Source organism: Emticicia fontis (assembly GCF_054779675.1).
Window position 1 is genome coordinate 463,679 of record NZ_BAAGXU010000037.1, and the last position, 12,493, is coordinate 476,171.

General features: G+C 40.5%; 12 protein-coding genes. 10 read left to right on the forward strand and 2 right to left on the reverse strand.

The features are described 5' to 3' along the window. Positions 1–76 precede the first annotated feature (76 nt). The 3 genes from ACYVFA_RS17780 to ACYVFA_RS17790 are packed head-to-tail and all read left to right on the forward strand — an operon-like array spanning position 77 to position 1,889. On the forward strand, positions 77–421 hold the full coding sequence (locus tag ACYVFA_RS17780; protein WP_460473200.1) for an RNA recognition motif domain-containing protein: 345 nt from the start codon (positions 77–79) through the stop codon (positions 419–421). After that, positions 418–1,662, forward strand: coding sequence for a DEAD/DEAH box helicase (locus ACYVFA_RS17785; RefSeq protein WP_460473201.1), 1,245 nt, complete (start codon positions 418–420; stop codon positions 1,660–1,662). Before ACYVFA_RS17780 ends, ACYVFA_RS17785 begins: the two co-directional genes overlap by 4 nt. Then, a complete protein-coding gene (locus ACYVFA_RS17790; RefSeq protein ID WP_460473202.1) occupies positions 1,659–1,889 on the forward strand; it encodes a VF530 family protein in 231 nt (76 codons plus the stop codon). The genes ACYVFA_RS17785 and ACYVFA_RS17790 overlap by 4 nt, the downstream gene beginning before the upstream one ends. A 198-nt stretch (positions 1,890–2,087) precedes the next feature. Here the strand turns inward: ACYVFA_RS17790 and ACYVFA_RS17795 are convergent, their stop codons facing one another. After that, positions 2,088–4,856 (reverse strand): TonB-dependent receptor domain-containing protein, encoded by a 2,769-nt coding sequence (locus ACYVFA_RS17795; RefSeq protein ID WP_460473203.1) that lies wholly within the window; start codon positions 4,854–4,856, stop codon positions 2,088–2,090. Between the two features lie 228 nt (positions 4,857–5,084). Between ACYVFA_RS17795 and ACYVFA_RS17800 the strand changes: the two genes are divergently transcribed. After that, the gene (locus tag ACYVFA_RS17800; protein ID WP_116982241.1) at positions 5,085–5,276 is read left to right on the forward strand and encodes a cold-shock protein; all 192 of its coding nucleotides are present in this window, start codon (positions 5,085–5,087) and stop codon (positions 5,274–5,276) included. Between the two features lie 162 nt (positions 5,277–5,438). On the opposite strand, the gene ACYVFA_RS17805 is transcribed toward ACYVFA_RS17800, so the two are convergent. Beyond that, on the reverse strand, positions 5,439–7,199 hold the full coding sequence (locus tag ACYVFA_RS17805; RefSeq protein WP_460473204.1) for an ABC transporter ATP-binding protein: 1,761 nt from the start codon (positions 7,197–7,199) through the stop codon (positions 5,439–5,441). A 238-nt stretch (positions 7,200–7,437) separates the two neighbouring features. On the opposite strand from ACYVFA_RS17805, the gene ACYVFA_RS17810 reads away from it, so the two are divergent. The 6 genes from ACYVFA_RS17810 (at position 7,438) to ACYVFA_RS17835 (ending at position 12,434) form a co-directional block, all read left to right on the forward strand. Further along, entirely contained in the window at positions 7,438–7,944 is a 507-nt protein-coding gene (locus ACYVFA_RS17810; RefSeq protein WP_460473205.1) for a DUF1905 domain-containing protein, read from the forward strand. Positions 7,945–7,995: 51 nt separating this feature from the next. Then, positions 7,996–8,586: a TetR/AcrR family transcriptional regulator gene (locus ACYVFA_RS17815; RefSeq protein ID WP_460473206.1), complete on the forward strand. Its 591-nt coding sequence runs from the start codon at positions 7,996–7,998 to the stop codon at positions 8,584–8,586. Between the two features lie 57 nt (positions 8,587–8,643). After that, positions 8,644–8,859, forward strand: a complete 216-nt coding sequence (locus ACYVFA_RS17820) for a hypothetical protein (RefSeq protein WP_460473207.1) — start codon at positions 8,644–8,646, stop codon at positions 8,857–8,859. Between the two features lie 6 nt (positions 8,860–8,865). Next, on the forward strand, positions 8,866–10,113 hold the full coding sequence (locus tag ACYVFA_RS17825; RefSeq protein ID WP_460473208.1) for an MFS transporter: 1,248 nt from the start codon (positions 8,866–8,868) through the stop codon (positions 10,111–10,113). Between the two features lie 326 nt (positions 10,114–10,439). Beyond that, entirely contained in the window at positions 10,440–11,036 is a 597-nt protein-coding gene (locus ACYVFA_RS17830) for a DUF4126 domain-containing protein (RefSeq protein ID WP_460473209.1), read from the forward strand. Positions 11,037–11,108: 72 nt separating this feature from the next. Then, entirely contained in the window at positions 11,109–12,434 is a 1,326-nt protein-coding gene (locus ACYVFA_RS17835; protein ID WP_460473210.1) for a spinster family MFS transporter, read from the forward strand. Positions 12,435–12,493 lie beyond the last annotated feature (59 nt).

A 12,493-nucleotide genomic window follows, 5' to 3' on the forward strand; every position in this document is an offset into this window, starting at 1 on the left:
TGAGTATATCCACGCCCAACCCCAACATTTCATAGAAAATTCGTACTTTTGTGGCTCAATCATAGACACCAAGGCAATGGATATATTTGTGGGGAGTATTCCTTTCAAACTAAAAGAAAAAGATTTAAGAGCGATATTCGAAAAATACGGCGAAGTAACGTCGGTAAAAATCGTGAAAGACAAAGCCACCCGCCAGAACAAAGGCTTCGGTTTTGTAGATATGCCGGATGAAGATGCTGTAAGAAATGCGATATATGAACTGAACGGGACTGAGCTGATGGGAAGAACGCTGGAAGTAAGTATCTCGGAGAAAAAAGAAGCGCCAAAACCTAAGAAAGACGTCAAAATCAATCAGCAGGGGAAAGCTACGGGCGGTTTCAGAGGCATTGGAAAAGGCTACGATAAACGCAATAAAAAATGAAATTTGACGACTACCGCATAGCACCGGAAATCAAGCAGAATCTGGAGAAACTGGGTTTTAAACGCCCAACTGATATCCAGTACAAGTCTATCACACCTATTCTAAGGGGTGAAGATGTGCTGGCTATTGCTCAGACAGGCACGGGGAAAACAGCGGCCTTTGCCATTCCGGTTTTGCATCTGATAAATGATACCAAAAAGAGTTCAAGAGCTGATGCCATTCGCTGTGTGGTGATGGTACCAACGCGTGAACTTGCTATTCAGATTACTGAGGTCTTTCAGAAGCTGGGGCAGGGGACAAAGGTAAAGACCTTTTCACTTTTTGGAGGAGTTGAACAAGACCCTCAGATTCTGAAACTGGAACAAGGGATTGATGTGCTGGTAGCTACACCGGGCCGGATGTTCGATCTGGTAAGCCAGGGGCACCTGAAACTGAATCATGTAGAAATTCTGATATTAGACGAGGCCGACCATATGTTGGATCTGGGCTTTATCAAAGATATTCAGGATGTAATCCGGTTTCTTCCGCGTAAACACCAGACCTTATTTTTCTCGGCTACCATTAACGAAACTATTAAGAAGCTGGCCTATTCGCTGGTACATAATGCCATCAGAATACAGGTTTCGCCGAATGATAAGGTTGCCAAGAACATCAACCATGCAGTGCTTTATGTAGAAATGGATGATAAGCGTTTCTTTCTGGAACGTATGGTAAATGAGCACCCGGAAAGTAAGATTCTGGTTTTTGTACGTACCAAAGTACGCGCCGAACGCGTGAAAGCCGCGATGGAACGGGTAAATATTGCTTCTGAAACCCTGCATGGCGACAAAGAACAACAAGACCGCCTGTTGGTATTGAATAAATTCAGAACAGGAGAAGCCAAACTATTAATTGCTACCGATGTAAGTGCCCGGGGGATTGACATTGCCAATGTAGATTATGTAGTAAACTATGATTTGCCCGATGTGCCTGAAAACTATGTGCATAGGGTAGGTCGTACGGGTAGAGGTACACAGAAAGGCCATGCCATTTCGTTTTGCAGCACCGAAGAAAAACCGATTCTGGCCGAAATAGAAACGTTTCTGACGAAACCGATTCAGGTAATGGAGTTAGATAAACTGGATTATAGCGCTACCATCGACTTCTCTAAAGATACAACCAGCTCTGATTTAAAGGCTTTGCTGAAAGAAGCCGAACAATTTGAAGAAATGAAACGCAAGAAAAGTAAAGGCAAAAAATGAGTCAGGAACAACCCAATAATCCGCTGCACGGCAAAACCCTCGAAATGATTCTGAATGAACTGGTAGCCTATCACGGCTGGGAACAGATGGAATATCATGTCCGTATCAATTGTTTTGCCAATAACCCAAGTATTAAATCAAGCCTCAATTTTCTACGCAAAACGCCCTGGGCCAGAAAGAAAGTAGAAGATTTGTATATTAGAATGTTGGATGATTTGAGGGATTGAGGAGAATTGAGTGATTTAGTGAATGAGTGATTGTGTGATTGATTAAAACAGGAGGTTTATATATCTGAATACAGGATAAGGTGAAAAAATTAAGCAGCCATAAAATAACTGCTTAATCTCCAACAAACTAAACTAAATTATATACCAAACAAAGATTTATTGAGTGAGTTAGCGGCCGCTCAATCACTCAATTCCCCATCACCCCCCAATCCTGATAACCCCCTTCGGTTGTGGAGAGATACCTTTCAGCGAATAGGTAAAACTCAACAAAAAATATCTTCCTAAAGTGGTAATGCGTTCGTCTTGCACGTAATTTAACTGAGCTGAGCGACTAATACCTGTATTACGATTCAACAAGTCGTTTACTGATAGTTTCAATTCACCACGTCTGTTTTTCAGGAAGAAAGTGGATACTGACATCGCCCATAGTGGAATCTTCTGATTGAAACCTCCGGTTAGACCTGAATAAGTAAAATAGTCGAAATCGGTTCCGAAAACAAGATTCTTGGTAATGGTCCAATTCATGTCAGCACCCATTGTATTATTAAAATACTCCTGATTCATCTGTTTGTTTACCGAATAATGCGTCTGGTTATAGGTCACACGGCCTTCGACTGATGCATCAAAATTATCTCTTTGGTAGCTTAATCTCAGGCTGCTTGAGGCCAGAAAGCCCTTGGTGCGGTTTTCCTGTTGATTCACGAAGTTGATACCTCTGCTAGCCGATGCACGCTGGCCTAAATCAACCCTGATTTTTAGCGGTCTGATTCTGAATCCATAATTCAGGTTACCACCCAAGAGGTAATCATCTTTTACGTTGATAGGCTGCGAGGTCTGTACGAAAGTCGGGCTGATTTCCTGGGCATTATTTATCTTATTGGTAGTATAAGTTAAATTGGCCGATGCAAAGAAATTAGTAAAACTCAGTTGATTGAAAGAGTTATAGTTCAGACCAACTCTATGGATATATTCCGGTTTCAGATTCGGGTTACCCACATAAATATTCAAGGGGTCACGATTATCAGTAATCGGTGCTAACTGCGTAATATTCGGTTCCTGGAAATTCGTTTCGTAATCAAATCTCAAATGCTGACTTTGCTGAAAATCATAGTTGAAGTGCATATTAGGCAATACATTCTGGAATGTTCTGGAAATATCAGTATCCAGCAATAATAGTTTCCCTCTCAGATTGGCGTGTTGGAAACTCACACCTGTAGAGAAATTATACTTTTTCTGCACCAATCTGAAATTAGCGCCGAGACGATTATAAAGGAAACTGCTTTCAAATTTATTACTCAACTGGCTGTTATATACCGGTATCCCATCTTTAATATCATTCACCAAAGCATCAGACAGGTAGTCATTTTTCTGAATGGCATAGTTTACTTCCAGGTATTTGCGTTTGCCCAAAGGCTCGGTATAAGAAGCATTCAAACCATAATTCATCCGGTCTGATTTCTGGGTACTTTTCTGATTAATGTTTTCGGTACGTGATAAGGTGCCATCGGTATAGTATTTATTCAAGGCAGCGAGGTCTCCGTTGCTATCGGTATTATTGAGCTGAAAACTCAGGTTTGTTGAGAGTGTTCTCCCTTTTTTATGAAATTTATGGCGAAACAATAAATCACTGTTTAAGCCTAAGGCCTCGCTGCTGCCACCATAATTACGATTGCCCTCGTTTTCTAATACATTCGTATTATTCAATGACCGGCTCATGCTTAGGGTATTTGCTCGGGTATGATTATAATTGATATAAGATGACCATTTTATTGAATTCATCGAGTCAATCGTCTGGTTGAGCGTAAAATTGAGTCGGTGATTATCGTTCATCGTGTTTTGCGATGTGTTTTGTAAGGCTGTATACTTATCGCCATTTGGCAGGAAATTCTGGCGGTTCACATCTTTATTAATAATCTGATTGATATTATTGAACATATAACTACCATTGATCTCGGTCTTTTTGCTGATAGGGTTATTGAAATTAAGCCCACCCGCCCAGTTTCTCACAAATCCATTCTGGCGGTTACCGAAGTTTAATGGCAAACCTCCATCATTATCAGAACTGAATTGGATACGAAGCTGACCACCGCTCATCATTCGCTGCAAACCTCCTGAGAAATTCATATAATCATCAATCGAAAAGCCTTGTTGATTGACATTGTTGCCCATTGCCAATACAGATAGCTGTTTATCTTTATTGAATCTGTTAATGTTCAATCGGCCTGCATAGCGCTCGTCAAGACCTGCGCCAACGGTAATCTGGCCAAAGGCTCCTTTCTTACGGTCTTCTTTTAGTTTCAGGTTGATGTTTTTCTCACGTCTGCCATCATCAATACCTGTGAAATCGGCCTGATCTGAGCGTTTGTCATAGACTTGTACTTTATCAATGGCATCGGCTGGTAGGTTTTTAGTAGCCATTTTAGGGTCACGGCCGAAGAATTCTTTGCCATCTACCGTAATCCGTCGCACGGTTTCACCTTGTGCTTTTACCGTTCCATCTTTATCAACCTCTACTCCTGGCAGCTTTTTCAAGAGGTCTTCTACTACGCCGTTCGGTTTTACTCTGAACGAACCCGCGTTAAACTCTACCGTATCTCCTTTAATGCTTACCGGAGCTTTTTCTCCTTTCACAGTTACCTCAGCCAGTTCTTTGCTGACAGCTTCTAATTTGATGATACCCAGATCAATCCCGGTAGCACCATCAGGCACAATGAGTTTAAAATAAGGCTGATGCCCCACATAGGTGATTTTAAAGAGATAGTTGGCAGGATTCAGGTTTTTTAGCTCAAAAATACCCTTGTCGTTGGTACGCCCGAAATTCACTAAAGAAGAGTCTTTGGGGCTCAGCAATAGTACCGTAGCATATTGCAAAGGTGCAGAAGCCGAGTCGGTCACCATACCTTTAATAGTGATTTTCTGAGCAAAAGCAGGGATTGAAAATAAAAGAAGAATGAAAAGCTTTTTCATAAGTGGTTTGATTTTTGTCTGAACAAAAGTAGAAACCACGTCTCTCAACATAGGTTAAGAGAGATTGAAATAATGTTAATTAAGGTTAATAGTTCGTTTTTGAGTAAAAATATAGTACAAAAAATAGGTAGAATTATCTATTTTTAAGAATTAATAAGACATACACTAGGTTTTGTCAATTAATAATCTCACCTTTGTACTTTAAGTACAAAATACAAATTTTTTCAAATGTCTACAGGAATAGTTAAGTTTTTCAACGAAACCAAAGGTTATGGTTTTGTAAAAGTAAACGGAACAAACCAAGAGGTTTTTGTTCATGTTTCAGAATTAAAAGATCAAATCCGTCAGGATGACGAAGTAACTTTCGAAATCCAAGAAGGTAAAAGAGGTCTAAACGCCGTGAACGTGAAATTGGCATAATTATATCAATATATATAATTATCAAAAAAAGCTCTCAAATGGATTTGGGAGCTTTTTTGATTTTTATGAGTGTATCACGATTTATGATTAATTACCAAATCACGGCGGCAGCGGCCGTCCAATCACTCATTCACTAAATCACACATTCACTAAATTCTTCCCCTACACCAACGCCTCCTTATACTGCATCCGATACAAATTGGCGTAGAAGCCATCTTTTTCCAATAATTCTTCGTGGTTGCCTTCTTCCATTATCTGGCCTTTATCCAACACAATAATCTTATGGGCTTTCTGGATGGTACTTAAGCGGTGAGCAATCACAATGGCTGTGCGGCCTTTCATTAATTGACCAATGGCATTCTGAATCAGTTCTTCTGTTTCGGTATCTACTGATGAAGTGGCTTCGTCTAATACAATAATTTTAGGGTCTTGCACCATGGCACGTACAAACGAAATCAACTGGCGTTGCCCTACCGAAAGAGTTGCACCGCGTTCCTGTACATTATACTCGTAATTATTAGGCAATTGCATGATAAAATCATGAACTCCTACCAGTTTGGCCGCCTCAACGATATTTTCTCTTGAAATAGAGGTATCACCCAGTGTAATATTATTTTCTATTGTATCAGAGAATAAGAATACATCTTGCAACACCACGCCAATCTGCTCACGAAGATGTTTTAAATCATATTGTTTAATATCAATGCCATCAATCCATATTTCACCCTTGTTTATCTCGTAGAATCTTGATAAGAGGTTGATAATAGATGATTTTCCGGCACCTGTTGCTCCCACAAAAGCCACCGTTTCTCCCTGATTGACTTTAAAAGATATATTCTTCAATACATAGTTTTCCTCATTATAAGCAAACCATACATCTTTAAATTCCACCTCACCTTTCAGATGGGTAGTGTATTTGCCGTCGTTTGAAGTATATTCGTCGCTATCCAATAATTTAATGATACGGTCGGTGCTCACAATTCCCATCTGCAAAGTATTCATTCTATCCGCCAGCATCCGTATCGGGCGGAAGAAGATATTGATAAACATGATGAAGGCCGTAACCGTACCATAACTCACTTCACTATTCAACATCTGTTTTGCGCCAAACCATACCACCAGCCCTGTACCCAAAGCCGCAATAACCTCCGCTACCGGATAATAAACCGAATAATACATGATAGATTTGATATTGGCATCGCGGTGTTCTTTGTTTATCTCTACAAACTTCTTATACTCTATCTGCTCAGAGTTAAAAATCTGCACAATGCTCATACCTGTGATATGCTCCTGCACAAAGGAATTCAGATTCGCCACCGCGTTACGCACAATATTGAACGATTTCTTTACTTTCTCTTTGAAAATATAGGTACTAATCAACATCAAAGGAATCGTACTCAGGCTCATGAGAGATAATTTCCAGTCGGTATAAAACATGACGGTAATAATCAAAACCAGTTGCAGAATATCTCCGGCAATGGCAGCAATTCCTTCACTGAATACATCGGCCAGGGTTTCAATATCCGAAATAGTGCGGGTTACTAGGCGCCCGATAGGAGTATCGTCAAAGAATTTCAGGCGTAAATGGATAATCTTCTGATATAACTGAATACGAATATCACGGATGATATTCTGCCCCAGCCAACCTGCCAGATAGGTGTTTACAAACTGAATCAGCGATTGCAAAACCAATATGCCCACCATAATGAGCATCATTTGCGCTAAGCCTGCGTAATCACCTGCTGATACTGGGCCATCGATAGTCTGTTTTATCAAAAGCGGAATAGCCGGTGCCAGCGCTGCTCCCATCAGAATCACAAATACCAGCACATAAAAACGAAACTGATAGGGGCGTATAAACTGAAACAATCTTTTCAGCACTGCCCAATCGAAAATATTACCAGAAGGATTTTGTTCGCTCATTCACTAATGAATTAATTGCCTCCAGCTTTAGCTGGAGAAATAGTAAAACTGTATCATTTAATTGGCTTTAGCCAAAACGCTTACTCTTTGAGTCTGCGCAGCGTTCGCTCAATTAATCTATGCAAAATGATTATCTTCTTAAAGATTAAGGGTAAATTAATTCTCCTCTTATTTCTGAAATAATCTCAATCAATCTCCTAATTTTAAACTCATAAAGATACATAATCGTTCAGAAACAATGGTTACTTTTAAGACTACTCTTCAGAAATTTGAAAAAAACGGAGACAAAACCGGTTGGACCTACATCATCATTCCGGCCCATATTGCTAACCAGATAAAACCCGATACCAAGACTTCTTTCAGAGTACGGGGCAAATTAGATGACCATCCGATTAAACAGGTAGCCTTATTGCCCGCAGGAGAGGGTGATTTTATGATGGCCATCAATGGCGGTATGCGCAAAGGCATCAGGAAAATTGAAGGCGCTACAATTGAGGTATCACTGGAACAGGATACCGACGAACATAAGATTTCAGAAGATTTGCTGATATGTCTGGAAGATGATTCGAAGGCTCTGGAGAAATTTAATTCATTAGCGCCGGGGCATCAGCGATACTTTTCCAACTGGATTGAAGAGGCCAAAACCATCGAAACAAAGACTAAACGCATATCGCAGGCAGTGTGGGGATTGGCACATGACATGGACTATGGGATGATGATCAGGCACTTCAAAAATAAACTTTAATGGGTTTTTAATGATAAATGAACGAACATTCATTTATATTTGTATCAGAATATGAGATATAGAGACGAACATAAAGAACTGCTGGTGAAAGAGAAGGCAATCGAGATGATTGTAACCGAGGGCCTTGACGGATTTAGTATGCAGAAACTGGCCAAGGAAGCGAATGTTTCTCCGGCCACACTTTATATTTATTATAGAGATAAAGAAGATTTACTGTATCAACTGGGCTATGAAGAAGCCACCAGGTTGGCAGATACTATCCTGAAAGACTTTGACCCGGAGATGGGTTTTGAAGAAGGTCTGCGGATACAATGGCGAAACCGAGCAGATTATTGGTTGGAAAGTCCGGTAAAAGCGACTTTTCTTGAACAATTGAAACATTCTCCACTTAGGGCAAGGGTTTTTGAAACCTTAAGTATGGAGTTTGCCAATGCTTTAGGCCGATTTGTACACAAAGCCATTGAAAATGAGGAGATTCTGCCCACTACGCCGGAAGTATTCTGGTCGCTGGCTTATGCGCCCTTATACAACCTGCTTCGTTTTCATACAGAAGGGACTAGCCTGGCAGGCAGACCTTTTCAGTTTTCAGACGAAGTGATGTGGGAAACTTTTGGATTAGTAATAAAAGCCCTGAAAGCCTGATTTTAGCTGATAAACCATCATTTACACACGATATTTTTTGCGAAAAAGCTATTATTTATGGAGTTATTTATACTAAAAACCAATGTGCGTAGCCTGGCTATGAAAGAAGCACTGGCTGCACAAATGAGTAACATTCCGCAAATCATTCAATGGTCGGTCGATTATCACGATTGTGATGGGGTACTCAGGGCATCGACTGAGGGAATCTGTATCAGCGAACTCATTGGTATAATCAAGCAATCAGGTTTTGAATGTGAAGAATTAAACGATTAATATATTATGGAAAAAAAAGCATTTACCGGGTATCAGAAATTAGTGGTGGCACTACTGGCTGTTACACAATTTACAGTGGTTTTAGACTTTATGGTAATGTCGCCATTAGGAGATATTCTGATGAAATCATTGGATATCGTGCCTAAACAATTTGGTTTGGCTGTCTCTAGCTATGCCTTTAGTGCGGGTATTTCGGGCTTATTGGCGGCAGGTTTCGCCGATAAATATGACCGCAAGAAACTCTTGTTGTTCTTTTATGTAGGCTTTATACTAGGTACCTTATTTTGTGCCTTAGCGCCAACTTACGAATTGCTGGTTGCTGCTCGAATCGTCACAGGCTTGTTTGGTGGGGTAATTGGCTCAATCGGTATGGCTATCATCACCGATATTTTTGCGATTGAACAAAGAGGCCGGGTAATGGGAACAGTACAAATGGGTTTTGCGGCTAGTCAGGTATTGGGGATTCCGATAGGTTTATATTTAGCCAATCTATGGGGCTGGCATGCACCATTCCTGATGATCGTGGGGCTGAGCATTATTATTGCTCTGGCAATCATGCAGGGATTAAAACCTGTTACCAAACACCTTGAACTGAAAACCGAAAGAAATGTATTCGAACACTTCCGCCATGTATTAGCTACAACCAACTATCAGGTAGCTTTTGCAGGAACTGCTTTGCTATCAGTAGGAGGGTTCTTGATGATGCCTTTTGGTAGTGCCTTTGCTATCAATAACTTGAAAATTACGCAGGAACAATTGCCGATGGTATTTATGGTGACTGGTATTTCATCGTTGGTTATTATGCCGATTGTAGGTCGGTTGAGTGATAAATTCGATAAATTTAAGGTATTTGCTTTTGGGTCTATCTGGGCGATAATCATGACAGCGGTTTATACCAACCTGACCCCTATGCCTATCTGGATTATCATGATTCTGAATATCTTGCTGTTTGCAGGTATCATGTCGCGAATGGTTCCGGCTACTTCATTGATGACGGCCATCCCAGCAATGCAAGACAGAGGGGCTTTTATGAGTATCAACTCATCGCTTCAACAAATTGCCGGAGGACTGGCTTCTATCCTGGCAGGGTTTATCATTGTGCAAAAAGATAAATACAGCCCGCTCGAGCATTATCCGACTTTAGGTATTATCTCAATTGGTGTTATTATTTTGTGTATCTGGCTGGTATATCGGGTAAATATCATTGTGAAGAGTAAGTTGGGGCCAAAGAAACAGGTATCGGAGACGGCATAATTGTATCACGATTTTTTAAATCGTTAGCCGACGAAATGGATAGATAAATGAATTTCCATATTTATCTATCCATTTTATTTTGTGGCTTTTAGAGCCTGTTTAAAAATTATTGTTCGACCTTCAAAGGTATATTTTTCATTTATACTGCGTTGCATTCTTTCGATGTAGCTGCTGGCTACATCTGCAAAATGCGCCTTGTCTAAATAAAAAATCTATCCTTTTCGGTCAGAAGAACAAAATTTAAACAGGCTCTTGAACGATTTGAAAAATCGTGATACACTTTTTATAATTTTTGCATAAATTGACCAATCTAATCAATCCAGTTTATGCAAGAATTCCTCATCAGCCTGTCTATCGGTATTGCCCTGAGCGCCTGTTCGGGTTTTCGTATTTTTGTGCCGATGCTGATTGGTAATCTGGCTACCCGATTCGGAGTGCTTGATTTATCCCAGGGTTTTGAGTGGTTGGGGAGCCCTGCGGCTACTTATATTCTGGGAGCAGCTACCTTGGCCGAAATTATGGCCTATTATATTCCTGTTGTCGATAATCTCTTAGATACAATTGCTCTACCTGCTTCGTTTGTGGCGGGTACTATCCTGACAACTTCTTTCCTCAAAATTGATTCTCCTGAACTCAAATGGACGCTTGGTATTATTGCCGGAGGAGGCATGGCTGGCACTATCCAAGCCGGAACAAGCCTACTTAGACTAGCCTCCACCAAGTTTACAGCGGGCTTTGGTAATTCGATTGTAGCTACTATCGAAAACTTTATATCCATCATCTTCTCTGCATTAACCCTCTGGATTCCTGTTTTTATTGCCATTCTCTGTGTCTTCTTATTTTTCTTCTTAATCCGGAAAGTGGTGAAGCGTTTTCAGAATAAGAAAAGTAGAATTTCTTATGAGAATAATCCCAATATTTAAAGAATAATCGCTAACTTACTGCTCAATCTAAGACCTAAGCCTCTATCCGATGAATAATCGGGCACTATTTCTATGAAAGAACAGTCCTCGCTCCGCTATGCCTGGTATGTATTGGGCATTCTTCTATTAGCTTATATCTCTTCGTTTATCGACAGACAAATTTTAGCACTATTGGTTAAACCCATAAAAGCTTCATTTGATATTACTGACACCCAGATGGGCTTGCTGATGGGGCTTAGTTTTGCGTTGTTTTATACGCTTTTAGGGATACCTATCGGCTTATTGGCTGATAGAATGAGCCGGAAGAAAATCATTGCCTGGGGTATTGCTATCTGGAGTTTAATGACAGTGCTATGCGGGCTGGCCGGAAGTTTCTGGGCATTGTTTTTTGCCCGTGTTGGGGTAGGTATCGGCGAAGCTGCGCTCTCTCCTGCAGCGTATTCTATGATTTCAGACTATTTTCCGAAACGAAAACTGGCTACTGCCATGAGTATTTATAATCTGGGAGTTTATCTGGGTTCAGGGCTTTCGATTCTGATTGGAGCGGCTATCAGTTCGATGATCGGGAAAGAGAATATTCAGATACCATTTGTCGGAGAAATTTTCTCGTGGCAGGTGATTTTCTTTTATATTGGCTTTCCGGGTATATTAATTGTATTGCTGCTTCAAACCATCAAAGAGCCTAAACGGAAAGAACTGGATAGTGATAAAGAATCAATCAATAAAGCCTCAATCGCTGAGATACTTTCTTATTTTAAGGCCAATAGATCCACTTTCGTCAACCTGAGTTTTGGTATTTCTTTTATGTCACTGGCTTCTTATGCAGGCATCTATTGGGTGCCTACTTATCTGAATCGGATACATGGTTGGGAACCACAAAAAGCCGGGGTAGTTTTTGGGATGATAATCACAGTTTTTGCTACTTTAGGTGTGCTTACAGGCGGGAGGTATGCCGATTACCTGTCTAAAAAAGGAGTGATAAATGCCAAAATGAAAGCAGGTTTTATCGGAATGTCTATATCGATTTTATGCACGATTGGTTTATTAATGCCTGACCCGAATACCGGATTGATTTTTGTTGCGCTGTTCTGCTTCTTTGCAGCTTTCCCTTACGGCTCGGCTACGGCTGCTATTCAGGAAGTAACACCTAATAATATGCGGGCTATTTTCTCAGCGTTTTTCCTGTTTGTGGTCAATATCATCGGTTTGGGCTTAGGGCCTTTGTCGGTTGGTTTATTGAATGATATTATTTTTCATGACCCGCTCAAAATTCAGTATTCCATCTTTATCACCCAATTGATAGGCTGTGTAGTTTCGGCTGGTTTGCTGTTTGCAGGCTTGAAGCCTTTCAGCAGAAGCGTGGCTTATTTGCAGCGGTATCTGACACCTAAAATCTGAAATCTCTTAAATTTTACCACAAAGTATACGAAGTATTCACAATTCAGATAAAGCTAATT

Excerpts from the sequence above, each read along its gene's own strand:
- ACYVFA_RS17800 (WP_116982241.1), top strand. The coding sequence starts at position 5,085 with ATGTCTACAGGAATAGTTAAGTTTTTCAACGAAACCAAAGGTTATGGT.
- ACYVFA_RS17815 (WP_460473206.1), top strand. The coding sequence starts at position 7,996 with ATGAGATATAGAGACGAACATAAAGAACTGCTGGTGAAAGAGAAGGCA.
- ACYVFA_RS17825 (WP_460473208.1), top strand. The coding sequence starts at position 8,866 with ATGGAAAAAAAAGCATTTACCGGGTATCAGAAATTAGTGGTGGCACTA.
- ACYVFA_RS17830 (WP_460473209.1), top strand. The coding sequence starts at position 10,440 with ATGCAAGAATTCCTCATCAGCCTGTCTATCGGTATTGCCCTGAGCGCC.
- ACYVFA_RS17805 (WP_460473204.1), bottom strand. The coding sequence starts at position 7,199 with ATGAGCGAACAAAATCCTTCTGGTAATATTTTCGATTGGGCAGTGCTG.
- ACYVFA_RS17790 (WP_460473202.1), top strand. The coding sequence starts at position 1,659 with ATGAGTCAGGAACAACCCAATAATCCGCTGCACGGCAAAACCCTCGAA.
- ACYVFA_RS17820 (WP_460473207.1), top strand. The coding sequence starts at position 8,644 with ATGGAGTTATTTATACTAAAAACCAATGTGCGTAGCCTGGCTATGAAA.
- ACYVFA_RS17835 (WP_460473210.1), top strand. The coding sequence starts at position 11,109 with ATGAAAGAACAGTCCTCGCTCCGCTATGCCTGGTATGTATTGGGCATT.
- ACYVFA_RS17795 (WP_460473203.1), bottom strand. The coding sequence starts at position 4,856 with ATGAAAAAGCTTTTCATTCTTCTTTTATTTTCAATCCCTGCTTTTGCT.
- ACYVFA_RS17785 (WP_460473201.1), top strand. The coding sequence starts at position 418 with ATGAAATTTGACGACTACCGCATAGCACCGGAAATCAAGCAGAATCTG.
- ACYVFA_RS17780 (WP_460473200.1), top strand. The coding sequence starts at position 77 with ATGGATATATTTGTGGGGAGTATTCCTTTCAAACTAAAAGAAAAAGAT.
- ACYVFA_RS17810 (WP_460473205.1), top strand. The coding sequence starts at position 7,438 with ATGGTTACTTTTAAGACTACTCTTCAGAAATTTGAAAAAAACGGAGAC.